Annotated in this window: 20 protein-coding genes and 3 pseudogenes; 11 read left to right on the forward strand and 12 right to left on the reverse strand. The window is 71.8% G+C overall.

Going from position 1 to position 24,218, the window contains the following annotated elements:
- The first annotated feature begins 756 nt into the window (after positions 1–756).
- From SSOG_RS42240 to SSOG_RS42255, 4 genes are all read left to right on the forward strand, one after another.
- Positions 757–1,788, forward strand: coding sequence for a class I mannose-6-phosphate isomerase (locus SSOG_RS42240; protein ID WP_009720460.1), 1,032 nt, complete (start codon positions 757–759; stop codon positions 1,786–1,788).
- A gap of 101 nt (positions 1,789–1,889) precedes the next feature.
- Positions 1,890–2,573, forward strand: coding sequence for a TetR/AcrR family transcriptional regulator (locus SSOG_RS42245; RefSeq protein WP_009720461.1), 684 nt, complete (start codon positions 1,890–1,892; stop codon positions 2,571–2,573).
- On the forward strand, positions 2,570–2,770 hold the full coding sequence (locus SSOG_RS42250; RefSeq protein WP_009720462.1) for a ferredoxin: 201 nt from the start codon (positions 2,570–2,572) through the stop codon (positions 2,768–2,770). The genes SSOG_RS42245 and SSOG_RS42250 overlap by 4 nt, the downstream gene beginning before the upstream one ends.
- On the forward strand, positions 2,767–4,038 hold the full coding sequence (locus tag SSOG_RS42255; RefSeq protein WP_086015835.1) for an NAD(P)/FAD-dependent oxidoreductase: 1,272 nt from the start codon (positions 2,767–2,769) through the stop codon (positions 4,036–4,038). Before SSOG_RS42250 ends, SSOG_RS42255 begins: the two co-directional genes overlap by 4 nt.
- A gap of 25 nt (positions 4,039–4,063) precedes the next feature.
- Here SSOG_RS42255 and SSOG_RS42260 read toward each other — a convergent pair whose 3' ends face one another.
- The gene (locus SSOG_RS42260) at positions 4,064–5,017 is read right to left on the reverse strand and encodes an IS481 family transposase (RefSeq protein ID WP_009718312.1); all 954 of its coding nucleotides are present in this window, start codon (positions 5,015–5,017) and stop codon (positions 4,064–4,066) included.
- Positions 5,018–5,223: 206 nt separating this feature from the next.
- On the opposite strand from SSOG_RS42260, the gene SSOG_RS42265 reads away from it, so the two are divergent.
- The gene (locus SSOG_RS42265) at positions 5,224–6,525 is read left to right on the forward strand and encodes a cytochrome P450 (protein WP_009720464.1); all 1,302 of its coding nucleotides are present in this window, start codon (positions 5,224–5,226) and stop codon (positions 6,523–6,525) included.
- On the opposite strand, the gene SSOG_RS49855 is transcribed toward SSOG_RS42265, so the two are convergent.
- From SSOG_RS49855 to SSOG_RS42275, 3 genes are read right to left on the reverse strand one after another with little or no spacing between them, the layout of a single operon-like run.
- Positions 6,449–6,697: a non-oxidative hydroxyarylic acid decarboxylases subunit D gene (locus SSOG_RS49855; protein WP_078510535.1), complete on the reverse strand. Its 249-nt coding sequence runs from the start codon at positions 6,695–6,697 to the stop codon at positions 6,449–6,451. The genes SSOG_RS42265 and SSOG_RS49855 overlap by 77 nt on opposite strands.
- A 28-nt stretch (positions 6,698–6,725) precedes the next feature.
- Positions 6,726–8,150 carry a non-oxidative hydroxyarylic acid decarboxylases subunit C gene (locus SSOG_RS42270; RefSeq protein WP_039940049.1) on the reverse strand — a complete coding sequence of 475 codons (1,425 nt, stop codon included), beginning with the start codon at positions 8,148–8,150 and terminating at the stop codon, positions 6,726–6,728.
- Positions 8,151–8,172: 22 nt separating this feature from the next.
- Positions 8,173–8,745 carry a non-oxidative hydroxyarylic acid decarboxylases subunit B gene (locus tag SSOG_RS42275; protein ID WP_039940051.1) on the reverse strand — a complete coding sequence of 191 codons (573 nt, stop codon included), beginning with the start codon at positions 8,743–8,745 and terminating at the stop codon, positions 8,173–8,175.
- 126 nt (positions 8,746–8,871) lie between these two features.
- On the opposite strand from SSOG_RS42275, the gene SSOG_RS42280 reads away from it, so the two are divergent.
- Genes SSOG_RS42280 through SSOG_RS42295 form a run of 4 tightly spaced genes read left to right on the forward strand, consistent with a single transcriptional unit; the run spans position 8,872 to position 14,354 of the window.
- Positions 8,872–9,783, forward strand: coding sequence for a helix-turn-helix domain-containing protein (locus SSOG_RS42280; protein ID WP_009720467.1), 912 nt, complete (start codon positions 8,872–8,874; stop codon positions 9,781–9,783).
- 54 nt (positions 9,784–9,837) lie between these two features.
- The gene (locus tag SSOG_RS42285) at positions 9,838–10,665 is read left to right on the forward strand and encodes an FAD binding domain-containing protein (protein WP_009720468.1); all 828 of its coding nucleotides are present in this window, start codon (positions 9,838–9,840) and stop codon (positions 10,663–10,665) included.
- Positions 10,662–13,379 carry a molybdopterin-dependent oxidoreductase gene (locus SSOG_RS42290; protein ID WP_009720469.1) on the forward strand — a complete coding sequence of 906 codons (2,718 nt, stop codon included), beginning with the start codon at positions 10,662–10,664 and terminating at the stop codon, positions 13,377–13,379. Before SSOG_RS42285 ends, SSOG_RS42290 begins: the two co-directional genes overlap by 4 nt.
- Positions 13,380–13,382: 3 nt before the next feature.
- Complete coding sequence (locus tag SSOG_RS42295; RefSeq protein WP_009720470.1) at positions 13,383–14,354, forward strand: antibiotic biosynthesis monooxygenase; 972 nt, start codon at positions 13,383–13,385, stop codon at positions 14,352–14,354.
- Positions 14,355–14,394: 40 nt separating this feature from the next.
- Here the strand turns inward: SSOG_RS42295 and SSOG_RS42300 are convergent, their stop codons facing one another.
- Positions 14,395–16,449, reverse strand: a complete 2,055-nt coding sequence (locus SSOG_RS42300) for a phosphocholine-specific phospholipase C (RefSeq protein ID WP_009720471.1) — start codon at positions 16,447–16,449, stop codon at positions 14,395–14,397.
- Between the two features lie 159 nt (positions 16,450–16,608).
- On the opposite strand from SSOG_RS42300, the gene SSOG_RS42305 reads away from it, so the two are divergent.
- Positions 16,609–17,724: a CapA family protein gene (locus SSOG_RS42305; RefSeq protein WP_009720472.1), complete on the forward strand. Its 1,116-nt coding sequence runs from the start codon at positions 16,609–16,611 to the stop codon at positions 17,722–17,724.
- A 4-nt stretch (positions 17,725–17,728) separates the two neighbouring features.
- Here the strand turns inward: SSOG_RS42305 and SSOG_RS42310 are convergent, their stop codons facing one another.
- The 7 genes and pseudogenes from SSOG_RS42310 to SSOG_RS54455 all read right to left on the reverse strand — a co-directional run bounded on the left by SSOG_RS42310 (position 17,729) and on the right by SSOG_RS54455 (position 23,008).
- Positions 17,729–18,721, reverse strand: coding sequence for a lysylphosphatidylglycerol synthase transmembrane domain-containing protein (locus tag SSOG_RS42310; protein WP_078510536.1), 993 nt, complete (start codon positions 18,719–18,721; stop codon positions 17,729–17,731).
- Between the two features lie 7 nt (positions 18,722–18,728).
- Positions 18,729–19,967 carry a glycosyltransferase 87 family protein gene (locus tag SSOG_RS42315; RefSeq protein WP_009720474.1) on the reverse strand — a complete coding sequence of 413 codons (1,239 nt, stop codon included), beginning with the start codon at positions 19,965–19,967 and terminating at the stop codon, positions 18,729–18,731.
- Positions 19,964–21,436: pseudogene (gene mptB / locus SSOG_RS42320) on the reverse strand (polyprenol phosphomannose-dependent alpha 1,6 mannosyltransferase MptB). The gene SSOG_RS42315 and the pseudogene mptB overlap by 4 nt, the downstream one beginning before the upstream one ends.
- A 137-nt stretch (positions 21,437–21,573) precedes the next feature.
- On the reverse strand, positions 21,574–21,942 hold the full coding sequence (locus tag SSOG_RS57010) for an oxidoreductase C-terminal domain-containing protein (protein WP_245606507.1): 369 nt from the start codon (positions 21,940–21,942) through the stop codon (positions 21,574–21,576).
- A complete protein-coding gene (locus SSOG_RS42325) occupies positions 21,887–22,708 on the reverse strand; it encodes an NAD(P)/FAD-dependent oxidoreductase (RefSeq protein ID WP_009720476.1) in 822 nt (273 codons plus the stop codon). Before SSOG_RS42325 ends, SSOG_RS57010 begins: the two co-directional genes overlap by 56 nt.
- Positions 22,707–22,814, reverse strand: a pseudogene (locus tag SSOG_RS57725) (hypothetical protein); the annotation flags it as partial. The gene SSOG_RS42325 and the pseudogene SSOG_RS57725, both read right to left, overlap by 2 nt.
- Positions 22,811–23,008, reverse strand: coding sequence for a ferredoxin (locus tag SSOG_RS54455; protein WP_039940054.1), 198 nt, complete (start codon positions 23,006–23,008; stop codon positions 22,811–22,813). The gene SSOG_RS54455 and the pseudogene SSOG_RS57725, both read right to left, overlap by 4 nt.
- Before the next feature lie 352 nt (positions 23,009–23,360).
- Here SSOG_RS54455 and SSOG_RS42335 point away from each other — a divergent pair.
- Positions 23,361–24,218 (forward strand): annotated as a pseudogene (locus tag SSOG_RS42335) (FUSC family protein); the annotation flags it as partial.

The raw sequence follows: 24,218 nt of genomic DNA on the forward strand, positions 1-24,218 counted from the left end.
GCCCGCTGCCCCGGCGACCGCCGGAAGGCGCCCCTGCCCGCGGCGTTGCCGGACTGGTCCGGCCCCTCCCCGGGCTCGGTGCGGCGGCACCCCGCGCGGACGCCCCTCCGCCTAGGGGTGCACGCTCCCTGCGCTTCCGCCGGGAGGTGCCCCGGCGCGCTGCGTTGCCGAGCTCGTCGGGCGTGTTCCCGGGCTCGGCGCGGGAGGCGTCTCCGTGAGGGCGTTCCGATCACGCGCTGCCCGGCTTCGGCTGTTACGTGTCCCCGTTCGCTGCGTCGCCATACCCGCCCGGCCCGTTCCCGGGCTCGGTGCGGGAGGTGCGCCCGTGAGGACGACCCGACCGCACGGTGCCCTGGCTGCGCCGGGAGGCAGCGCCGTTCGGTGCGTTGCCGGACGGGTCCGGCCCGTTCCCGGGTGTCCCGCGGGAGGCGTCTCCGCGAGCCTGGCATGATCCCCCGGCTGCCGCCGGAAGGTGCCCCGCTCGCCGGGGTGTGGGGATCGTACGAGGAGGCCCGCCCCCGGATTCCGTACGGGATGCGCCCGTTCGGTGCGTTGCCGGGCTGGTCCGGCCCCGTTCCCGGGAGGCGTCTCCGCGAGCCCGGTGGCCCCGCTCGCCGCGTTGCGGGCCCTCGGCCCTGGGATCGGACCCGCTGACGCCGCGGGCCACCCACTCGCCGGGGGCGGCGGGTGCCCCTGACCCGCCCGCCGCTCCCCTCCGGCCCCGACCCCTCCGTACCCGACCGGGAGAAGCCCCGCATGACCGCCGAACCCGCCGCCGCGCCCGTCCCGCTGACGCCCAATCAGCCGCGCTCCTTCTACCGCGACTCCGGCGCCATCGCCCGCTTCCGGCGCACCGCGCCGACCGGCGACGGCTACCGCCCCGAGGACTGGGTCGCCTCGACCACCTCCCGCTTCGCCCGGTCCCCGGCCGGGCTGACCACGCTGCCCGGCGGCATTCGGCTGGCCGATGCCGTGGCCGCCGACCCGGGCGCCTGGCTGGGGCCGGAGCACACGGCGGCGTACGGGGCCGACACCGGGCTGCTGGTCAAGCTGCTGGACGCCGGTCAGCGGCTGCCGCTGCACACCCACCCCGACCGCGCGTTCGCCCGTGCCCACCTGGGCAGCGCGCACGGCAAGACCGAGGCGTGGTACGTCCTCGACGCCGCACCCAGCGCCGAGGTCCGGCTCGGCTTCGCCCGCGACGTCACCGCCCGCGAGCTGGCGGGGTGGGTCGCGGCCGGTGACGCGGGCGCGATGCTGGACGCCGTCCACCGGGTGCCGGTCGCCCCCGGCGACGCGCTGCTGTGCCCGGCGGGGATGCCGCATGCGATCGGTGCCGGGGTGCTGCTGGTGGAACTCCAGGAGCCGACCGACTTCTCCGTGCTGCTGGAGTGGGAGGGGTTCGCGATCGACGGTGCCGCCGAGGGCCATCTCGGGCTCGGCTTCGACCTGGCCCTCGGCGGAGTCGACCGCCGGGGCCTGTCCGCCGCCGCGCTGGACCGGCTGCGCGGACCGGGCGCGGCGGTCGGCACCGGGAGCGTGCTCCCGCCCGGCGCCGACCCCTACTTCCGCGCCGAGCTGTGCCGCGGCGAACCGGCGGCCACGCTGGACGCGGGCTTCTCGGTGCTGGTCTGCCTCACCGGCGCCGGGACGCTGACCTGCGCGTCCGGGCCGCCGCTGGACGTGGCGGAGGGGCAGACCGTGCTCCTTCCGTACGCCGCGGGGCCCACCCGGCTGTCCGGCCCGGTGACCGCCCTGCGCTGCCGCCCGCCCGCGCCCGGGCGCTGATTCACACCGGGGAGATCAGTTTCTTCAATCAGTTGCTTTATTTAATTCACGTGTTTTAACGTGGCCTCCACAGCTCAGCACGATCGAGTGAGGAGGCCACCGTGGCCGGTGTTCAGAGCAGGCCCGCGCACACCGATCGCGCCGCCGAGACCCGCGAGGCGATCATGGCCGCCGCGGAGCGGCTCTACGCCGAACGCGGGCTGGTCGCGGTGTCCAACCGGCAGATCAGCGAGGCCGCCGGACAGGGCAACGTCGCCGCCGTCGGCTACCACTTCGGCACCCGCGCGGATCTGGTGCGCGCCATCATGGGCAAGCACTCCGCGGCCATCGACGCCATCCGGCAGCGGATGCTGGACGAGACCCGCGGCAGCCGCGAGGTCCGGGACTGGGTCGCCTGTCTGGTGCGGCCCGCACCCGAGCATCTGGCCACCCTGGGTATCCCCTCCTGGCACGCCCGGTTCGCCGTCCAGGTGATGACCGACCCCGTCCTGCGGGCGATCGTCACCGAAGAGGCCCTCACCCGGGAGCCCCTGTGGGAGATCCTCCAGGGGCTGGGCGGCTGCCTGGGCTCCCTGTCCGCCGAGACGCGGGCCCAACGCGGCGACATGGCCCGCCAGTTGATCACCCATACCTGCGCCGAGCGCGAGCGCGCCCTCGCCGATGGGACCGGTACGCGCCAGCCGTCCTGGGAGGACACCGCCGACGCGCTGACCGACGCCATCACCGGGCTGCTGCTCGTGCCCGTCACACCCCGCCGTTCCACCTCCGAGGAGAACCGCATATGAAGATCACCGTTGATGAGGCGAAGTGCTGTGCCGCAGGCCAGTGCGTGCTGATCGCGCCCGAGGTGTTCGACCAGCGCGACGAGGACGGCATCGTGCTTCTGCTCGACGCCGAACCCGCCGAGGAGCAGCACGCCGCGGTGCGCGAGGCCGCGGCCGTCTGCCCGACCGCCGCGATACACCTGAGCGGAACCGCGTGAACCCGCCGTCGAGCGTGCTGATCGCCGGTGCCTCCGCCGCCGGGCTCGGCACCGCCGAATCCCTGCGGCGCAAGGGCTACCGGGGAAAGATCACCGTGCTGGGCGCAGAACCGCACGCGCCCTACGACCGCCCGCCGCTGTCCAAGCAGGTGCTCGCCGGAGCCTGGGAGCCCGAGCGGGCCCGGCTACGGCCGAGGGACGCCCTGGACGCGCTGGACGCCGCGTTCCTCCTCGGCGATCCGGCCGTCGCCCTGGACGCCGCGGCGCGCACTGTCCGTACCGCCACCGGGGCGCGCCCCCGGACCCTGCCCGGGCAGGACGGCCTGGCCGGGGGCTCCGTTCATACCCTGCGCTCGCTGGACGACGCGGCGGCGCTGCGGGCGGACCTGCTGACCGCGACCCGGGCCGTGGCCGTCGGTGACGGAGTACTGGGCGCCGAGATCGCCGCCACCGCGCGCACGATGGGCGTGGACGTCACGCTGGCCGGGCCCCAACCCGCCCCGATGGCCGCCCAGTTCGGCCCCCGCGTCGCGGAGCTGCTCGCCGCGGTCCACGCCGAACAGGGCGTGACCCTGCGGCTCGGCACCGCGGCCTGTGGCCTGACCGGACACGGGGGCAGGGTCAGTGGCGTACGTCTGGCCGACGGAGAGGTGCTGCCCGCCGACGTGGCCGTGATCGCGGTCGGCGCCACCCCCGAGACCGGCTGGCTCACCGGCAGCGGCCTGACCCTGGACAACGGGGTGGTGTGCGACGCGTACTGCCGCGCCGCGGACGGGATCTACGCCGTGGGCGACGTGGCGCGCTGGCACCACACGGGCATCGGCGCCCTGCTGCGGCTGGAGAACCGGACCAACGCCGTGGAGCAGGCGGCCGCCGTCGCCGGGAACATCCTCGGCGAGGAGAAGCCCTACACCCCGGTCCCGTACTTCTGGACCGACCAGTTCGACGCCAAGATCCATGTGCACGGGCAGCCGTCCCCCGACGCCGAAGTGGCCGTCGTGGAGGGCGCGGTGGAGGACCGCCGGTTCGTCGCCCAGTACCGCCGCCGGGGCCGGATCACCGGCGTCCTCGGCTGGAACATACCCAAGCAGACCCGACTCACCGCTAGGGGGTGTCTTGCCGGTCATGCCGGGCTCCCGACGCCTGGCACGGCACCTCGCGGCCCCGCGCTCGTCGCGCTCCGCGCCTCCCCCAGCTACCGCTGGGAGGTGCCCCCTGCGCTCTCCTCACGCGGGTTGCGAGCCACCGCACCAGACGCCGCTCGCTGATCCGGCCTGACCGACAAGACACCCCCTAGGTGTGTTGTCCGGAGAGGTTGGTGACGCGGCTGGCTGGGGTGTGGCCGCTGATTCCGGTGTGGGGTCGGTGGTAGTTGTACCAGTCCAGCCAGTTGGGAAACGCTGCCTGGCGTTCGGCTTCTGAGGTGTAGGGCTGCTGGTAGGCCCATTCGTCGAGCAGGGTGCGGTGGAAGCGTTCGACCTTGCCGTTGGTCTGGGGCCGCCAGGGGCGGGTCCAGCGGGGACTGATGCCCAGATCTCGGCAGGTCTGCCGCCAGGTGTTCTTGCTGTAGGACCAGGCGTTGTCGGTCAGCACCCGCTCGACGGTCACGCCCTGGGCAGCGAACCAGGCGGTGGCGCGGGCCAGGAAGCCGGCGCAGGTGGGGGCCTTCTCGTCGGGGAGGTTCTCGGTGTAGGCCAGGCGGGAGTGGTCATCCAGGGCGGTGTGCAGGAAGGCATAGCCGGTGCCGCTCTTGTTCTTGCGGCCGGCTTCCCGGCCCAGGGCTTTGTGACCGCCGCCGTCGGGAATGCGGCCGAGCTTCTTGACATCGATGTGGACCAGTTCGCCGGGGCGGGACCGTTCGTAGCGGCGGACGGGTTCGCCGGTGGCCCGGTCGCAGGAAGCCAGGCGCGGCATGTGGTGGCGTTGGAGGATGCGGTGAGCGGTGGAGGCCGCGACGTCGGCACGGGCCGCCAGCCGCAGCGGGCCGATCTGGTGTTCACGGCGGATCCGCAGCACCCGCTCCTCCACCAGGGCGGGCGTCCGGTGTGGTGAGCGGCGAGGGCGGCTAGAGCGGTCGCTCATCCCCGCGGCCCCGTGGCGACGGTATCGCTGGGCCCAGCGGGTGGCGGTGGTGTGGCTGACCTGGAACCGTTCGGCCGCCCGCCGCAGCGGCCATCCGTCGTCGACGACGCACCGGGCCAGACGCAGCCTGCCGGTCGGGGTCAGCGGGGCGTTACGGTGGATCAACGAGGGCCTCCTGCGTGCCGGTGGTAGATGTCGCAATCCACACCGAAACCGGAGGCCCTCGCCTCGTTCAAGCACCGCTCACGGCGCGTCGCCTGTCACCAACGTGCCGGGACAACACACCTAGGCCCTGCTCGCCGAACCGCCCGCGGCCGCGCTCGCCGCCGGCGCGTGACCGGCCGCCCCCGAACCCCCACCGGAGGAAGACCATGACCACCGCACCCGTGGCCGACGACGCGTCGGCCGAGATCCCCCGGTTCCCCCAGCCGAGGGCCGCCGCCTGCCCCTTCGACCCGTCACCGGAGCTGCGCGGCCTGGCCCAGTGGGGGCCGCTGACCCGGGTCCGGTCCTGGGGCGACACCACCCCGTGGGTGGTGACCAGCCACGCCGAGCAGAAGGCGCTGCTCTCCGACCCCCGGCTGAGCGCGGACTTCTCCCACCCCGGCTTCCCCAGCCCCGTCGACCACTCCGGCGGTGAACACGGCGCGACCGACCTGAGCTTCGTCGGGATGGACGATCCGGAGCACGCCCGGCTGCGCCGCATGGTCAGCGGCGCGTTCACCATCAAGCGGGTCGAGGCGATGCGTCCGGTCGTGCAGGAGATGGTGGACGACTTCATCACGCGCATGCTGGCCGGGCCGAAACCCGCCGACCTGGTCCAGGCCCTCGCCCTGCCGGTCCCGTCCCTGGTGATCTCCGAGCTGCTCGGCGTCCCCTACGAGGACCACGAGTTCTTCCAGACCAACAGCAAGGTCCTGGTCTCCGCCGTGGCCACGCCCCAGGAGCGGCAGGCCGCCCACGGCAATCTGAACGGATACCTGGACCAGCTCCTGGACGCCAAGCTCACCGACCCCGGTGACGATCTGCTCTCCAGCCTCGGCCAGCAGATCCACGCCGGTGAGCTGACCCGCCGCCAAGCGGTCGCGATGGGCGTGCTGCTGCTCCTCGGCGGCCACGAGACCACCGCCAACATGATCACCCTGGGGACGCTGCTGCTGCTCGAACACCCCGATCAGCTCGCCCGGGTCCGCGACACCGACGACCCCAAGGTGATCGCCTCCGCGGTCGAGGAACTCCTGCGCTACCTCAGCGTCGTCCACCTCGGACGCCGCCGGACGGCCCTGGAGGACATCGAGGTCGCGGGCAAGACCATCCGGGCCGGTGAGGGCGTGATCCTGCTCGGCGAACTGGCCAACCGGGACCCGTCCGTCTTCCCCGACCCGGACCGGCTCGACATCGCCCGCGACGCCCGCAGCCACCAGGCGTTCGGCTCGGGCACCCACCACTGCCTCGGCCAGCCGCTGGCCCGCATGGAACTCCAGGTGCTCTATCCGGCCCTGCTGCGCCGCATCCCCACACTGCGCCTGGCGACGGATCTGGACCAGGTCCCCTTCAAGTACGACGCGGTGATCTACGGCGTCCACGCGCTCCCGGTCACCTGGCAGCCGTCACCAGCGGCGGCACGGCCGGTACCTCCGGCGCGGCGTCGATGTCCTCGGGCGTCATCATGAACTCCTCGGGGTAGGCCTCGCGCCGGGTGCGGCGGGCGGGTTCGCTGGTGCGCCACATGTAGAGGCACCGCCCGCACCCGAGCACCTCCCAGACACCGGGGACGGGCGAGCTGAAGATGTGCTCGATCGTCCCGTGGGCGCAGCGCGGGCACAGGGAAGTGGTGTCGGACATCTCGGTCCTTCCGTGTCGTCTGGGGTGTTCAGCGGGCGGCGGCGAGCTTCTGGAGCCGGGTCAGCCACTCGGCCGCCTCCGGCAGATCGCGCACCTGGGTGCCGTAGTTGCCGCGGTCGTCGGGGGAGACGGGCGTGGTGGCGTCGATGACGAGCTTGTCCGTGATGCCGGGCGTGCGGGCCTGCGGGGCGAGTTCGAGCACCGGGAGGCCCGGGACCTGGACCAGATCGCCGTCCGGGTTCATCTTGGTGGACAGCGCCCACATCACCTGCGGCAGGTTGAACGGGTCGACGTCCTCGTCCACCACGATCACGGTGGCGGCGTAGCCGAGCCCGTGCGGGGTGGTCAGCACCCGCATGCCGACGGCCTTGGCGAAACCGCCGTACCGCTTCTTGGTGGAGACGATGACGACCAGCCCGTGGGTGTACATCGCGTTGACCGCCCGTACCTCCGGGAAGTCCCGGGTGAGCTGCTTGTACAGCGGCACACAGGTGTTGGCGGCGATCAGGTAGTCCACCTCGGTCCACGGCATGCCGAGGTAGAGGTGTTCGAAGACCGGGTTCGTCCGGTACGAGATCCGGTCGATGCGGATGACCGGCATGGTGCGGCCGCCGGAGTAGTGCCCGGTGAACTCGCCGAACGGGCCCTCGATCTCCCGCTTGCGGCCCTCGATGACCCCTTCGATCACCACCTCGCTGCCCCACGGCACGGGCAGTCCGGTGAGCGGGGCCTTGGTGACCGGCGCTGCCGCGCCGCGCAGGGCACCGGCCAGCTCGTATTCGTTCTGGTCGTACTCCATCGGGGTGGAGGCGACGATGGAGATCACCGGTTCGTTGCCGAGCGTGATGGCCACCGGCAGGTCCTCGCCCCGCTCCTCGGCGGTGTGCAGATGCTGCGCGATGTCGTGCATCGGCACCGGCTGGATCGCGAGCCGCCGCTTGCCCTTGACCTCGATGCGGTAGATGCCGACGTTCTGCTTGCCGCTGTGCTCGGGGTCGGCGGGGTCCTTGGACACGACGGCGGCCTTGTCGATGTAGAAGCCGCCGTCCCCGTCGTTGAGCCGGATCAGCGGCAGCACCCGGAAGATGTCGGCGTCCTCGCCCTCCAGGGTGTTCTCGGCCCACGGCGGGTCCTCGCGCCACTCCGGGGCGACCGGGAAGGTGTCCCAGCGGCGGATGAACTCCTCGACCTGCTCCTTGGTGCCGGTCTCCTTCGGCAGGCCGAGGGCGAGCGCGTGATTGGCCCAGGAGCCGTGCACATTGAGCGCGATGCGCGCGTCGGTGAAGCCCTTGACGTTGTCGAAGTACAGCGCGGGGGCGTGGTCGCCCAGTCGTGGGGCGGCGTTGGCGGCGGCGGCGATGTCCGGCTCCGGCATCACCTCGTCGGGGACGCGCAGCAGCTGGCCCTCCTTTTCGAGGGCTTCGAGGAAGCCGCGGAGGTCGTCGTAGGCCATGGGGGTACTCCTTGTCGAAATGTCAGCGCGCGGCGCGCATGCCCGCCCAGCGCTTGGCGGTGGGCGCGGGCAGGTCGAACTGGTCGAGCAGCCGGGCCGTGATGTGGTCGACGATGTCGTCCACCGACCGCGGGTGGTTGTAGAAGGCGGGCATGGGCGGCACCATCCGCACGCCCATCCGGGACAGCGCGAGCATGTTCTCCAGATGGATGTCGCTCAGCGGTGTCTCCCGCGGCAGCAGGACCAGCCTGCGCCGTTCCTTCAGGACCACATCGGCGGCCCGGGCGACCAGCCCTTCGGCGTAGCCCGCGCGGATCCCGGCGAGTGTCTTCATCGAGCACGGCGCGATGATCATGCCGTCGGTCCGGAAGGAGCCGGAGGAGATCGTGGCGCCCTGGTTCTCGGGGGCGTGCGTCTCGTCGGCGAGCGCGGCCACCTCGCGGGCGGACCGGCCGGTCTCCAGCTCGATCGTGGTCCGGGCCCAGCGGCTGAGCACCAGGTGGGTTTCCACGTCGGGCAGTTCGGCCAGCGCCTCCAGCAGCCGGATGCCGAACACGGCACCCGTGGCTCCTGTCATGCCCACGATCAATCGCACGGCGGCACGCTCCCTCGGCTCTCTCACTGGAATGGTGGGCGTCGACTCTTTCGGTCACCCGTCCTCGGCTCGCGTTCCACGCTAGATGCGATCTGGTGGCACACGGCCGTACACTGAAGACGCGCTATGGACAGAAACGGACACGCTGAGGTCACCGAGGTTCCGTTCCGGCCCTCCGTGGGAGCCCCGCCGGGAGCGGCGGTCCTCGACTTCCCCGGGCTGCTCGCCCGCGCCCGCGGCCATGACCTCGACGCCTACGGCCCGCTGCGGCTCAGCTTCCACCAGCTCATCTCCGTGCGCTCCGGGATGCTGCGCTGTTCGGTGGACTTCACCGAGCACCGGCTGACCGAGGGCAGCTGGATGTGGGTGCGCCCCGGCCAGATCCATCAGTTCCGCTCCGATCTCACCGCAGCCGAGGGCACCGTCGTGCTCTTCCCATCCGGCTATCTGGGCGCGGCCACCGCGGAGGCCGCCCGGCTGCACGGCTACGCGTGGCAGGTTCCGCTGGTCCCCGAGGGGCGGGCCGGGGAGGCGGTACGGGCGGCACGGGACCTGTTGGAGAGCGAGTACCGGGCGATGGCCGGGCCGCTGGAGGCACACATCGAGGTGGTGCGCCACCTGGTGGCCGTGCTCGTGCTGCGACTGGCCCATCTGCCGGGCGCCGAGAGCGGCCGCGACCCGGGCAGCGAGGCGTTCCGGCGGTTCCGGCGGGCGGTGGAGCGCGACTTCGCCCGTACGCACCGGGTGGACGACTACGCCGTACGGCTGGGCTACAGCGTCCGCACCCTGACCCGGGCCACCCGCGCCGCCGCCGGGTGCGGCGCCAAGCGGTTCATCGACGACCGGGTGCTGCTGGAGGCGAAGCGGCTGCTGGTGCACACCGATCTGTCCGCCACCGCCATCGGGGAGCGGCTCGGCTTCCCGGACGCCACCGTCTTCACCAAGTTCTTCCGCCGCCGGGCGGGCGAGACCCCGGCGGGCTTCCGGGCCCGCGCCTCGGGCACCGGAGGCCCGGAGCCCTCTCAGCGATATACTTGACGGTAATAACTGCGTCCGGGGGTCCTTTCTCGATGAGAAGGGAGTTCACTTCCCATGGACCTCACCACCATCTCCGAAGTGATACGGCGACCGTCCTCCAGACCAGGCGCCGAGTGGCGCGAAGGTGATGCCTGGCTCGCGGGCGGAACGTGGCTGTTCTCCGTGGAGCAGCCGGGTCTGCGCCGTCTGATCGATCTGACAGGACTGCGCTGGGATCCCCTTGTCCCGAGCGACACGGGCCTTGAAATCGGTGCTACGTGCACCATTCGCGACCTGCATGCCCTGACGCCGCCGGATCACTGGATCGCGGGCGGCCTTTTCGCGAAGAGCTGCGAGGCGTTCCTTTCGTCGTTCAAAGTCTGGAACGCGGCGACCGTCGGCGGAAATATCTGCATGTCTCTGCCTGCCGGTCCGATGATCACGCTGACGGTCGCCCTGGAGGCGCGGTACGAGTTGTGGGCCACCGACGGGTCCGTGCGAACCGTCGACGCCCTCGACTTCGTGACCGGAGACCACCGGAACATCCTCGCGCCCGGCGAAATCCTCCGGCGCGTCCACATTCCGGCGAGCGCCCTGACGAAACGCACCGCGCACCGCCGGTTCACGCTGACCCACCTCGGCCGTTCGACGGTATTCCTCATCGGTACGCAAACGCCGGGAACGAGCGACCTGTTGCTCACGGTGACAGCCGGTACGACCCGGCCGGTGCGCATCGCTTTCGAGACCATGCCCGATGCCCGGAGCCTGGGAGAGAGCATCGATGCCCTTCCCGACGGCGTCTGGTTCGCCGACCCCAATGGAACCCCCGATCACCGTCACCATCTGACGCGGCACTTCGCCGAGGAGATTCGGCGCGAACTCATGGCTGGGGGTCCGGTGTGACGTACATCGTGAACGGCAAGGCCTTCGACGACGAGCCGGACCCCGGCCAGTGCCTGCGCACCTTTCTCCGCTCCCTCGGGCACTACGGGGTCAAAAAGGGCTGCGACGCGGGGGATTGCGGCGCCTGCACGGTGTGGCTGGACGGTCATCCGGTGCACAGCTGCATCACCCCCGCTTTCCGCGCGGACGGCTGTGAGGTGACGACGATCGAGGGGATCGGGGCACCCGGTGATCTGCACCCGATGCAACGGCAGTTCCGTGACGCGCCGGGATTCCAGTGTGGTTTCTGCACCGCGGGGATGATCATGACGTCGGCGGCGCTCACCGAGGACCAGAAAGAGGACTTGTCGCGGGCGCTGAAGGGCAACCTCTGCCGCTGCACCGGCTATCGGGGGATCGAGGACGCCGTGAAGGGCGTCGCCGGAGTCGAGGGAGCCGCGCCGGGAAGGGCCGTCGGTACGAGCGTCGGCGCACCGGAGGCCGACGACGTGGTGACCGGTTGCGCCGAGTTCACGATGGACACCCACATCGAGGGAATGCTGCACCTCAAGGTGCTGCATTCCCCGCATGCGCACGCCCGGATCGTCTCGATCGACAAGACCGCGGCCCTCGCCGTTCCCGGTGTGCACCGCGTCTACAGCTGGGAGGATGTGCCGCGCAAGCGGTTCACCACGGCGATCCACACCGACCATCTCGTCGATCCCGACGACACCTTCGTCCTCGACGACACGGTGCGCTTCGTCGGCCAGCGCGTCGTCGCGGTGCTGGCCGACACGGTCGGGGCGGCGGAAGAGGGCTGCCGAAAGGTGGCCGTCGAATACGAGGTGCTGCCCGCGGTCTTCGATCCGGAAGAGGCGATGGCCGAGGGCTCGCCCCAACTCCACGGCACCCACGATCCGTTCATCCACGACCCCGTCCGCAACATGCTGTTCGAGATCCATGCGCATCTCGGGAACGTCGATACGGGGTTCGCCGAAGCCGATGTGATCCACGAAGGCACGTACTTCTCGCCGCGAGTGCAGCACGCGCACCTCGAGACCCATGGCTCGATCGCCTGGATGGAGAACGGCCGCCTGAACGTCCGCACCAGTTCGCAGTCGCCGTCGATCGCGAAAGTCAAAATCGCCTATCTCTTCGGGCTGCGCCCGGACCAGCTCCGCGTGTTCTGCAAGCGCGTGGGCGGCGGCTTCGGCGGTAAACAGGAAGTGATCTCGGAGGATCTGGTCGCGCTCGCCACCCTGGACACCGGGCGGCCCGTCTGCCTCGAATACACCCGCGAGGAGGAGTTCACCACGGCGTCGACCCGGCATCCGATGACGGTGACGGTCAAGCTCGGTGCGAAGGCGGACGGAACGCTCACGGCATTCCAGGTCCGTAATGTGTCGAATACGGGCGCCTATGGCAACCACGGCGGTGAAACGCTGTACGCGGGCGGCGCGGCCGTCATGATCTACCGCTGCCCCAACAAGAAATACGACGCGTTCTCCGTCTATACCAACACCGTTCCGAGCGGGGCGCTGCGCGGATATGGGATGACGCAACCGGCGTTCGCCGTGGAATCGGCGATGGACGAACTGGCCCGCGCACTGCGGATCGATGCGCTCGAACTGCGGCGGCGCAATGTCGTGCGGCCGGGCGATCCGCTCATCGCCCTGCATGACGGCCCGGATGATGTGCGGTTCACCGAGGACGGACTCGTGAAGTGCCTGGATCTGGTGGACGCGGCCTTGGCGCGTACCGCCGACGATCCGCCTCCCGGCCCCGGCTGGCTCCTCGGCACCGGCGTCGCGAGTTCCCTGCACGAGACCGCGCCACCGACCGAGCACATCTCCGAGGCCTGGGTCACGCTGGGCGACGACCTCGTGTACGAGGTGGCCGTCGGAACCGTCGAATTCGGCGAGGGCACGTCCACCGCGCATGTCCAGCTCGCGGCCAACCAGCTGGGCACGACGCCCTCGCGGATCCGGCTGGTGCAATCCGATACCGATCGCACCGGATTCGACACCGGCGCCTTCGCGAGTGCGGGACTCTTCGTGGCGGGCAACGCGGTGCTGCGAGCGGCCGAAGCCGTGCGCGACCGCATCCTGGAATTCGCGGCCGCGCACACGGGCGCCGATCTCACGGCGTGCTCGATAAACGACGGGGAGGTCGTCTGCGGCGACCGGCACGTGGCGCTGGACGAACTCGTCTCGTTGGCGCGGGCGCGCGGAATCCGGTTCACCGCGGCCCGCAAGGCGTACGGCTCACCGCGAAGCGTCACCACCAACGCCCAAGGGTTCCGCATCGCGGTCCACCAGGTGACGGGTGAGATCCGGATCCTCCGCAGTGTCCAGGCAGCCGACGCCGCCGTCGTCATCAATCCCGCCCAGGTCCGGGGCCAGGTGGAGGGCGGGGTCGCCCAGGGGATCGGCTTCGCGCTGACCGAGAATCACCAAGTGGACGCGAACGGCGTCATGGCCAACCCGAACCTCCGCAACTATCGCATTCCCACCTACGCCGACATTCCCCGCACCGAGGTGCTCCTGGTGGACTCGGCGGATTCCTTCGGGCCCCTGCGGTCGAAGGGGATGGCGGAATGCTGTATCAACCCGGTGGCGCCCGCGCTGGCGAACGCGCTCCACGATGCCACGGGCGTGCGCTATCGCGCCCTGCCACTGACCCCGGAACGGATCTACCGTCGGCTGGGCGGGAATCAGTCGGTGCCGAGGGAGTGAGCGATGAACACCCAACATCTCGAGGACGCCGCGGCAACGGTCATCATCGGGCAGAAAGTCGTGCCCGGACGCGCGCGGGATTACGAAGCATGGCAGCAGGAGCTCAACGCCGCGGCCGCCGACTACGCCGGGTACCTCGGTGCCGAGATCTCCCCGCCGACACTCCGGCAGACCGACTGGGTCGTCGTCTACCGATTCGATTCGATCGCCCATCTGCAAGCGTGGATGAACAGCGAGACCAGGCAGAGCTTCCTCGACTCCGGCAGCGAATACTTCGACGGTCCCGCAACCCAGCAGGTCATCAGCGGCGGCACCCAGCCGGCGGATCCGCTGGTGACCGTCGTGGTCACGCACCGGGTCCACCCGGACCACGTCGACGGCTTTCTCGAATGGCAGCGCCGCCTGAACCAGGAGGAAAGCAAGTTCGAAGGATTTCGCGGAACCGAGCTGTTCCGCCCGATCGAGGGCCTTCAGGACGAATGGACCACGCTGTACCGGTTCGACAACGCCGAGCACCTCGATGCCTGGCTGACGTCGGACAAGCGGCGCGAGGTCCTCGCCGAAGGGGAGAAGTTCAAGGATTTCGAACTGCGCACGATCGACAACTCGTTCGGCAGTTGGTTCGCCTTCGAGGAGAACGGCAGGGAAGCGCCGCCGCCCTCCGAAACCAAAACCGCCATCGCGGTGTGGGTCGGCCTGTACCCGACCGTCGTGCTGCTGACGCTCGCCCTGGCCCCGTTTCATCTGCCGATCTGGCTCGGGCTGCTGGTGGGGAACCTGCTGTCGAGCTTCATCATGAGCTTCCTCACGATGCCCTACTACGTGAACCGGCTGCTCAAGCGGTGGCTGCGACCGTCTCCGGACCAGTCGGCGGCGCGGACCAACCTCCTCGGCCTCGGCATCGTCGGCGCGGTGATGGTGTTCTGGGCCGCCGTCTTCTACGTCGTGACGACCCAGATCTGGACACTGCCCTGACCCGGCGCCCCGGGTCCGGGGCGCCGCGTCAGGGGACGGTTCAGCCGGTGGCGAGCGCGGGGTCGCTCAGCCCCGCGCGGCCCGTCTCGACATGGCCCGCGAGCCGGTGCACGAAGGCGCTGTCGTGGTCGGACACCACCGTCAGGTCGTACCACTGGTGGCTGCGGCGCAGATCCGCGGTGTGCGTCACCCGCGCGCCCGGGCGCAGCCGGTAGGTGTCCGCCTGCCCGTCGAGGTGGCCGTCCTTGACCGTGAGCCGCACCGTGGTGCGGCCCGGGTTGGCGAGGGTCACCCGAAGCTGCCCCGTCCTGGCGTCGTGACGCGCGCTCACCCGCGGGCCCTCACCGGTGAGCGACCCCGCGAAGCGCCGTACGAAACCGTCCGGACCGTGCACCTCGACGTCGTAGCCGTCCTCGCCCGGCGCCGCCGCGCTCCACTCCCCGGACAGCCGCTTGCCCGCCTCGACCGTGTACCCCCACGGGCCGTCCGGATGGCTGCGGGAGGTGACGTGGAAGTGGGCGCCCGCCCGGCCGTGGGCGGCGAAGTCGATGCGCAGGGTGCCGCCGCCCGCGGTGGCGTCGGCGGACAGGTCGTACGGCAGCGGCCGGGTGGGGCGGCGGCCGGGCTCCTGCCGGGGCAGGGCGGGCTCGGCGGGGACCGTGGGCACGTAGTCGGGGTGCCGGTTGTGGTCCTTCGGGAGGTAACCGCTGGTGTCCGGCAGGGCCGGTACGCTCGGGTCGGTGCGCCCGAAGTCGAACGCGGCGGTCAGATCGCCGCACACCGCGCGCCGCCACGGCGAGATGTGGGGCTCCTCGACGCCGAACCGCCGCTCGATGAACCGCAGGATCGAGGTGTGGTCGAGGGTCTGCGAGCACACATACCCGCCCTTGCTCCACGGTGACACCACGAGCATCGGGACCCGCTGCCCCAGCCCGTACGCCCCGGCGACCTGCGACGAGGAACCGGGGAACAGCTCACCGGCCGTGGTCACGGTCGACGCGCCGCGCCCGGGGGAGGGGGCGTACGGCGGCACGATGTGGTCGAAGAAGCCGTCGTTCTCGTCGTAGGTGATGAGCAGCGCCGTCCGGCTCCACACCTCGGGGTTCGAGGTCAGCGCGTCCAGCACCTGGGCCAGGTACCAGGCGCCGTAGTTCGCGGGCCAGTTGGGGTGCTCGGTGAAGGCCTCGGGCGCCGCGATCCAGGACACCTGGGGCAGCGTCCCGGCCTTCACGTCCGCCGTCAGCTGGTCGAAGTAGCCGTCGCCCTTGCGGGCGTCGGTGCCGGTGCGGGCCTTGTCGTAGAGCGGGTTGCCGGGCGCGGCGTCGCGGTACTGATTGAAGTACAGCAGCGAGTTGTCGCCGTAGTTGCCGCGGAAGGCGTCCTCGATCCAGCCCCAGCTGCCCTTGGCGTCCAGGCCGTCCCCGATGTCCTGGTAGATCTTCCAGGACACCCCGGCCTGCTCCAGCCGCTCGGGGTACGTCGTCCAGCCGTATCCGGCCTCCGCGTTGTCGAGCACCGGGCCGCCGCCCGCCCCGTCGTTGCCGGTGTAACCGGTCCACATGTAGTAGCGGTTGGGGTCGGTGGAGCCCATGAACGAGCAGTGGTAGGCGTCGCAGAGCGTGAAGGTGTCCGCCAGCGCGTAGTGGAACGGGATGTCCTCACGGGTGAGGTACGCCATCGTCGTGGCCGACTTGGCGGGCACCCACTTGTCGTACGCGCCGCCGTTGACCGCGGTGTGGGTGTCGCCCCAGCCGTGCGGCAGGTCCTGGAGGAACTGGAGGCCCAGGTCGTCGGCGTCGGGCCGGAACGGCAGGATGTCCTTCGTGCCGTCGGACTGGTGCCACACGGTCTTGCCGCTGGGAAGGCTCACCGGCCGCGGATCGCCGAATCCCCGCACCCCGCGCAGGGTACCGAAGTAGTGGTCGAAGGAGCGGTTCTCCTGCATCAGGACCACGATGTGCTCCACGTCCCGCAGGCTGCCGGTCCGGCGGTTCGCCGGTATCTCCGCGGCGCGCGCGATGCTCGTGGACAGCAGGGACATGGCGGTGGTGGCACCGGCCAGTTGCATGAATCTTCGACGGTCCATGGATGTCATGAGAATCCGGTCTCCTGTGGCGTCCGAAGTGGAGCGGGGAACCGGGGCAGTGTCTTCCGCCCGGCCGACGTACACCAGGGCGCGTGGAAGAAACGGCGGAAAAGCCTAGTTGAACCTTGGACGCGGCATTCACGACGAGCAACGCATTAACGTGGAAGTATGCGCGGCGAGGCTGTGACGCTGTTCCTCTGCGGCGATGTGATGCTCGGCCGCGGTGTCGACCAGATCCTGCCCCACCCCGGCGATCCGGCGCTGCGGGAGCCGTACATCTGCGACTCCCGGGCCTATGTCGAGCTGGCGGAGGAGGCGAGCGGCCCGATCCCGCGGCCGGTCGGCTTCTCCTGGCCGTGGGGCGAGGCGCTGCCGGAGCTGGACCGGACGGCTCCGGACGTCCGGGTGGTGAACCTGGAGACGAGCGTCACCCGCGGCGGCGCGTTCGCGCCCGGCAAGGAGATCCACTACCGGATGAGCCCCGCCAACCTCCCCGGGCTGGCCGTGGCCCGGCCCGATGTCTGCGTCCTGGCGAACAACCACGTGCTCGACGGCGGAAGGACCGGGCTCGACGACACCCTCGACACCCTGGCCACCGCCGGGATCCAGGTGGCGGGCGCGGGCCGGGACATGAGGGAGGCACGCCGTCCCGCGGCCGTCCCGGCCGGTGACCACGGCCGCGTCCTGGTCTTCGCCTGCGGGACCGCCTCCAGCGGCATTCCGCCCGGCTGGGCGGCGAGCGGCGACCGGTCCGGCGTCGACCTGGTGTCCGAGCATGCGTCCGGTGACGCCGCCGCGCTCGCCCACCGGGTACGGCAGCTCAAGCGGCCCGGCGACCTCGCGATGGTCTCGATCCACTGGGGCAGCAATTGGGGGTACGACATCCCCGAGGACCAGATCCGCTTCGCCCACGCCCTGATCGACGGCGGCGTCGACCTCGTCCATGGCCATTCCTCCCACCACCCCCGCCCCCTGGAGATCTACCGCGACAGACTGATCCTCTACGGCTGCGGCGACCTCATCGACGACTACGAGGGCATCGGCGGCTACGAGCGGTTCCGCGACGATCTGCGGCTGCTCTACTTCGCCACGCTGCGGCCGGACACCGGTGCGCTCCTGGGCCTGCGGATGGTGGTCCTCCGGGCCCGGCGGATGCGGCTGTGCCGCGCCCCGCACGAGGACGCCGCATGGCTCGCCCGCACTCTCGGCCGTACTGGCTCCGCCCTCGGCACCCGTATCGCCCTCGGCCCCGACGACGAGTTGACCGCGCACCGCGTCGCCTGAGGGATCAGAGGATCTTGGAACGCACCAGGGCGCCCAGCACCAGCGCGCCCGGGACCAGCGGAAGCCACAGCGTGATGAAGCGGTAGGCGAGCACCGTGGAGGTGGCGGCCTCGACCGGGGCACCCGCCGCCACCAGCGCGATCACCAGCGCCGCGTCGACCGAGCCGATGCCACCGGGGGAGGGGACCATGGCGGCCACCGCCGACGCGGCCAGATAGGCGAGCATCACATGCGGCGGCCACACCTCCAGCTCCAGCGCGAGCGCCACCGCCACCAGACCGGACGCCTGGAGCAGCGGGAACGCCAGCGAACCGCCCCACAGGGCCAGCGCCCGGGACGGCCGCAGATGCAGGGAGCGGGCGTCGGCCAGCGCGGTGCGCAGGAAGTCACGGATCACCCGGCGCACCCGGCCGATCAGCAGCAGCCCCGCCACCAGGACGGCCGCCCCCGCCACCGTCGCCCACACCACCAGTCCCGCGGTCCGCTCCGGCAGCAGCGGGCCGACGCGCAGCGCCTCGGGGAAGGCAGTGAGCAGCACGAGCAGCAGCACGATCCGGGTGACGGCCTCCGCCAGGAAGTACAGGGCGAGCGCGGCCGAGGAGCGGGCCGAGGTCAGCCCGCAGCCCGTCATGAAGCGGATGTTGACCGCGCTCGCCCCGATCCCCGACGGCAGAGGGGCCGCGGCGCCCGCCGCGAACTGGGTGGCGAACAGCCGCCTGGCCGGAAGCCGTTCCAGCACCGTGCCCTGCCGGGCGAACGACACCGCGACCCAGCCGAGCCCCGTCGTCGCGACCGCCGTCAGCAGCCACCACGGGTCGGCGGTGAGCATCTGACGGGCACCGGAACCGATCAGCGACCGGTGCTGCGCCACCCAGACGGCGACCGCGACCAGCGGCACCAGGCACAGGACCTGGCGCAGCGGAAGCCGCCGGTACAGGGGGCGGGACGCGGTGGGCCGGATGGCCGCCGTCGGCCGTACGGGTGCTGTGGGCTGCATCGTTCCCCTATCCCGTCGCCGGGCGCCCGGTCGGGGCCGACCGCGGTGCCGGGGCGGGCGCCGGGGCCGTACCGGGCGCCGCCTCCCGCAGGGGCAGCGCCAGCAGCAGCCCGAGGCAGATCCACACATACGCGTTGCTGCCGAGGAAGCCGGTCACGCCGGTCGCGTCGAACCGCCACAGCCACACCAGGCTGCTGCACAGGATCACGTAGATCACCGCGGCGCTCCGCAGCAGCGTCCGCCGCCGCTGCGGTGGCGCATCAGGGCGCAGTCCCGACTCGGCGAGCACGATGAGCGCCGGGATCAGCCACACCAGATGGTGCACCCAGGTGATCGGGCTGACCAGACAGGCGGCGATCCCGGTGAGGGCGTAGCCCGCCGGTTCGTCACCCACGGCGGCCGCCTGCCGCACCCGGTACGCCCACACCGCCAGCAGGGCCAGCACCCCGGCCGCCCAGACGGCCCCGCTGGGCTCCACCGGGGCCACCAGCCGCGCCAGCACGCCCTCCCACGACTGGTTCGATACGTACGACAGCACCCCGATGCGGTCGGTGTCCCACAGCGCCTCGGTCCAGTACACCCGGGAGGCGCCGGGCGCCGCGCACACGGCCAGCAGCGTGGCGCCCACCGCGGTGGCCGTGGCGACGGCGGCGGCCCGCCACCGCCGGGTGACCACGAGATAGACGATGAAGATCGCCGGGGTGAGCTTGATGGCGGCGGCAAGTCCGGTCCCGAACCCGGCGAAACGGCCGTGCCCGGTGGCCAGCAGCCGGGCGTCCAGCAGCGCCAGGACCAGCAGCAGCAGATTGACCTGGCCGAAGCTGAAGGTGTCCCGGACCGGCTCCAGCAGGGAGAACAGCACGGCCGCCACGGTGAGGGCGAACCACATGTTCCAGCCCTGCCGCCGCACCACCGGCCCGATCAGCCAGGTCAGCACGACCGCCGAGGCGGTCACGTTGAGCAGCATGCTGACGCCGACCGCCTCCGGCCAGCTCAGCAGCGTCATCGGCAGCATGCACAGGGCGGCGAACGGCGGATAGGTGAAGCCGTACTCCGCACCGTCCGCCCCGGGCGTGGTGAAGTCGTAGATGTGGCCGTCGTGCAGCCACTGGCCGACGGCCCCGTAGTAGACGCCCAGGTCGAACCAGTCACGGTGCAGGGGTACGTAGGCCAGGAAGAGCGCCGCGGCGGTGGTGAGCCCGGCCACCAGCAGCAGCTGTCCGCGGGTCGTGGTGGGCCCCGTCATGCCGAACGCTCCGGCCAGTGCGCGCCCTTCGCCGGGGACAGCCCCTGCCCGGCGGCGAACCCCGGCGCCCACCGCGCACACCACAGCACGCACAGCGCCAGCGCACCACCGCACACCGCGAAGGTGAGCTGCCGGGAGTCGGGGGCGAAGCCGCTGGGCAGCACGGCCAGCGCGAGCACCCCGCTCACCCCGGCCACCGCACGGCGCACCGCACCGCTCGGCGCGGCCGCGGCGATCAGGAACAGCCCCCACAGCAGGTACCAGGGCCGGATCGCCGGGCCGAGCACGGCCACCGCCGTCAGGCTCAGCCCCAGCGCGTACAGCGGCCCGCGGCGTGGTGGCCGCAGCCAGACGACCACCACCGCGACCGCGGTCGCGAGCAGCCCCAGCGCGTGCCACGCCGGGGTGGCCAGCGGCGCAAGACCGCTGCCGAGCGCGTGCAGCAGGGCACCGGTGGCCCGGCCGAGGGCACTGGTCAGCGCCCAGTTGCCGGCGGACGCGGGGGTGGACAGCGCTCCGATCCAGCCGTAGCCGGTGCCGGTGACGGCCGTGGCCACACCCGTGGTGACGAGCGCCAGCGCGGCCGTGGCGACGAAGACGCCGATACGTCGTCTCCGGCCCGTCATCCGGCGCGCCCACAGCGAGGCCACCGCCAGCAGCCCCAGCGCGGCGGGCGCCTTGACCAGGGCGGCGAGCGTCACCAGGACGGCGCCGCAGGCGGGCCACCGGCCGGTCGCCGCCACCAGCCCGGCGCCGAGCAGCCCCAGCATCACCGCGTCGTTGTGCGCCCCGCCCACCAGGTGCAGCAGCAACAGCGGGTTGAGCCCGCCCAGCCACAGCGCGGCGCCCGGATCGGTGCCGCAGCGGCGGGCCAGTACGGGCAGGGCGAGCACCATCAGCAAACAAAAAAAAGCAGCGCCATCAGCCGAGGGGGGGGGGGAAACCAGGGGCAGTTCGGCGCGCGAGGCGTGGGCGATCGCGCTCTCGAAGGCCAGCGAGACCGGGCAAAGGGGAAAGGGCGTGTGCTGCCACACCGGCGCCACTTCGGCCGCGATCGGCCCGCCGACCTCCCACCGGTCCATGGGTGTAGACGTCGATGTTCGCGTGCACCATCGCGGGGGGGGCGCCGTACCCCTACACGTACCGGCTGAACAGCGGGGGGAAAGGGCAGCAGCGGGGCCGCCCAGGCGGCGAGCGTCACCAGCAGGCTGCTTGACCCCGGGCGGCCGCGGACCGCGCACCTCGCGCCCCAGCCACCACCAGGCCGCCACCAGCAACACCAGTCCGAAGTAGGTGCTGACCAGCCCGAGCGCGGCTCTTCCGGAATCCGGGGTGAGGGCATCCCCCACGGGCAGCGCTCCGGCCGTCGCGCCACCCGCGGCGAGGGCTACCGAGCCCGCGACCCCGAGAAGCCGGCAGTGGTGCGGAGCGATGGCGACACCTTGGACGAGAACACGACGGACCAGCACCCGCCCCACACTTGCCGCGACGTATGGCCGAAACGTGACGCCGCGGTCACCGGCGGCCGACCGGGAGGTGTCGGCCGGGTCACCCGCCCAGGCCGGTTACCCGCCCGAACCGACCTGCGTCATCCGCCCGAGCCGCGTCACCCGCGCGGGCCCGCCGCCCCGGCGAGCGCTCCCACCGGGGGCGCGCTGCCCTCGATCGACGACCAGGGCGCCTTGTCGGCCACCAGCTGGCGCAGTTTCAGCACTTCACGCGGGCTGTTCCAGCCCAGCACCCCCACCACCCGCCCCCGGTGGCCGTAGGCGACCACGAAGTGGCGGTTGTCCAGCTCGCCGTGGAGCACGGCGAGTTCGGCGTCGGCGGGGAAGATGCCGTACGCCTGGATGTGGGCGTCGTACTGGTCGGTCCAGAAGTACGGTACGGGGGCGAAGGGAACGTCGTCGCCGAGCAGGTTACGGGCGACCGCCTGGGCCTGCTCGGTCGCGTTCAGCCGGTGCTCGAGGCGCATGCGGGCGCCGAAGTTGCTTCGTTGTACCAAGGAGGCGACGTTCACCGGCCGCGTAGATGCCCGGCACCGCCCGGCAGGCGGCGTCGCACTCCACACCGTTGCTCAGGCACAGCCCGGACCCGGTCAGCCAGTCGACCGACGGGACCGCGCCGATGGCGACCACGACGAGATCGGCGTCGAGCACCGTGCCGTCGGTCAGTTCGAGCCCGGTGACATGGCCGCCGGCCGAGAGGAACCGGGTCACCCCGGTGCCGCAGCGCATGGACACGCCGTTGTCCCGGTGCAGCTGCCCGACGAGCCCCGCGATCCGGTCGCCGAACTGCCGCCGCATCGGCACCGGACGTGGATCGATCATGGTGACGTCCAGCCCCATCCGGCGGGCCGCCGCGGCGGCCTCGGCGCCCAGGAACCCCGCGCCGACCACCGCCACCGTGGGCCTGCGCTGGAGGTCGTCGCGCAGCGCGAGCGCGTCGTCGAGGGTGCGCAGCAGATGCACCCCGGCCAGGTGGTGGGCGTCGGGCAGGCTGCGCGGGGTGACCCCGGTGGCGATGACCAGGGTGTCGTACGGGACGCTGTCGCCGCCGTCCAGCAGCACCCGCTCGGCGAGGGTGTCGAGCCCGACGGCGGGCCTGCCGAAGAGCAGCTCCGCGTCGAGCGCGTCCACTTCCTCGTCGGTGCGCAGCTTGATCCGGTCGTGTTCCCAGAGGAGCCGCCAGGATCTGCTTGGACAGCGGCGGCCGGTTGTAGGGGGTGTGCGGCTCGTCACCGATCAGGGTGAGCCGTCCGCCGTAACCCAGCGAGCGCAGGGTGACGGCGGTGGTGAGCCCCGCCACCGAGGCGCCCACGATGACCACGTTCCCCGGGCTGCTCACGACTCGGCCAGGGCGATCGCCAGACCGGGGCAGACGGCGGCGGCCCGGCGCACCTCGCCGTGCAGTCCGCTCGCCGGGAGGTCGTCGAGGAGGACGGCCACGCCGTCGTCGTCGCGCTGGTCGAACACCTCCGGGGCGGCGAGCACGCATTGGCCCGAGGCCACGCATCTGTCCTGATCTAACGTCACGTGCACGGAGTTCTCCACGCTTGGGGTGTCGGGTCGGGCGATGCGTAAACGACTGTTCTGGTCGCGGCGACACGGAGGCTAGTTGGCCTTGTGTGCACAGCACAACACGCTGAGTTCAAAGATGGCCAATGAGGGTCACATATGAGCCTGGCATGTGCACGGGCGGATCGGTGTCACGAATAAACCCGGTCAAAATTCAAAAGAGGCAGGCCCTCGAGGAACGCCGGAGCCGCGCTTCCGGCCTCGTCGGCTGTCGACCATCCCTGGCTCACATGGCGGAAACACGCAGGTTACGAAAGCTCCCCTCGGTTCACGTACCGTCGAAGAGACCGCCCCCATCCCGGAACACGGAGGATCTTTGCGCGCGCTTCCCGCCCTGCCCGACTGGCTGACGCACCCCCTGCGCGGGGTGCGGGCCCTGCGCGGACCCGTGCCGTGGCCCGCGGTGCTGCGCGGAGCGCTCGGCGTGGGCCCGGTGGTGGCGGCGGGAGTGGCCACCGGCAACACGCCCGCCGGGGTGACCGCGGGGCTCGGCGCGATGTTCGCGCACATCAACGACCGCCCCGCCACCCGCCGCACCCGCACCGTGCGCATCGGGCTCCCGGCCCTCGCCGGATCCTTCGGCCTGTTCATGGGGGCCTGGCTCGGCGGGCTCGGGCTCGGCCCGTGGATCGCTCTCGCCCTGGCCACCGTCGGGCTCCTCTCCGGCGCCCTCAGCGCCGTCGGACCGGTGTGCTCGTCCGCCGGAGTGCAGCTGATGGTGCTCGGCGTGGTCGGGGCCGGGATGCCGCTGCCCGAACCCCCGCCGATGCGCGCGGCGATGCTGCTCGTCGGCGCCACCTGGGTCATCGTGATGGCCTCCCTGCTGCCCATGGTCCACCGGTTCCGCCCGGCGGCCGCCCCCGGGCCCGACGAACGCGGCGCGGTGGCCGCCGTGTACGACGCGCTCGGCGAGCTGATGACGGTCGTCGGCACCGAGGGCGCCCAGGCCGCGCGGCGCCGGCTGACCTCCGCGTACGACACCGCGTACGAAGCCCTCTACGCCCACCGCATCCCCTGGCAGCGCCCCGACGAGGAGGAACGGCGGCTGCGCGACCGGCTCGCGGTGGCCGGAGGGCTGAGCGAAGCGGTGCTGACCCTGCTGTGGGAGAACGAACCCCTGCCCGCCCGGGTCGCCCGCACCCCCGCCCAACTCGCCCGCTCGGTACGCACCGGA

The organism is Streptomyces himastatinicus ATCC 53653 (genome assembly GCF_000158915.1).
GTDB lineage: Bacteria > Actinomycetota > Actinomycetes > Streptomycetales > Streptomycetaceae > Streptomyces > Streptomyces himastatinicus.

Bases quoted from the DNA above. Each gene is read 5' to 3' on its own strand.
- SSOG_RS42285 (WP_009720468.1), top strand. From the start codon at position 9,838: ATGGACCTCACCACCATCTCCGAAGTGATACGGCGACCGTCCTCCAGA.
- SSOG_RS42250 (WP_009720462.1), top strand. From the start codon at position 2,570: ATGAAGATCACCGTTGATGAGGCGAAGTGCTGTGCCGCAGGCCAGTGC.
- SSOG_RS42280 (WP_009720467.1), top strand. From the start codon at position 8,872: ATGGACAGAAACGGACACGCTGAGGTCACCGAGGTTCCGTTCCGGCCC.
- SSOG_RS42315 (WP_009720474.1), bottom strand. From the start codon at position 19,967: ATGACGGGGCCCACCACGACCCGCGGACAGCTGCTGCTGGTGGCCGGG.
- SSOG_RS42270 (WP_039940049.1), bottom strand. From the start codon at position 8,150: ATGGCCTACGACGACCTCCGCGGCTTCCTCGAAGCCCTCGAAAAGGAG.
- SSOG_RS42295 (WP_009720470.1), top strand. From the start codon at position 13,383: ATGAACACCCAACATCTCGAGGACGCCGCGGCAACGGTCATCATCGGG.
- SSOG_RS49855 (WP_078510535.1), bottom strand. From the start codon at position 6,697: ATGTCCGACACCACTTCCCTGTGCCCGCGCTGCGCCCACGGGACGATC.
- SSOG_RS42305 (WP_009720472.1), top strand. From the start codon at position 16,609: ATGCGCGGCGAGGCTGTGACGCTGTTCCTCTGCGGCGATGTGATGCTC.
- SSOG_RS57010 (WP_245606507.1), bottom strand. From the start codon at position 21,942: ATGCGCCTCGAGCACCGGCTGAACGCGACCGAGCAGGCCCAGGCGGTC.
- SSOG_RS42310 (WP_078510536.1), bottom strand. From the start codon at position 18,721: ATGCAGCCCACAGCACCCGTACGGCCGACGGCGGCCATCCGGCCCACC.
- SSOG_RS42265 (WP_009720464.1), top strand. From the start codon at position 5,224: ATGACCACCGCACCCGTGGCCGACGACGCGTCGGCCGAGATCCCCCGG.
- SSOG_RS42240 (WP_009720460.1), top strand. From the start codon at position 757: ATGACCGCCGAACCCGCCGCCGCGCCCGTCCCGCTGACGCCCAATCAG.
- SSOG_RS42300 (WP_009720471.1), bottom strand. From the start codon at position 16,449: ATGACATCCATGGACCGTCGAAGATTCATGCAACTGGCCGGTGCCACC.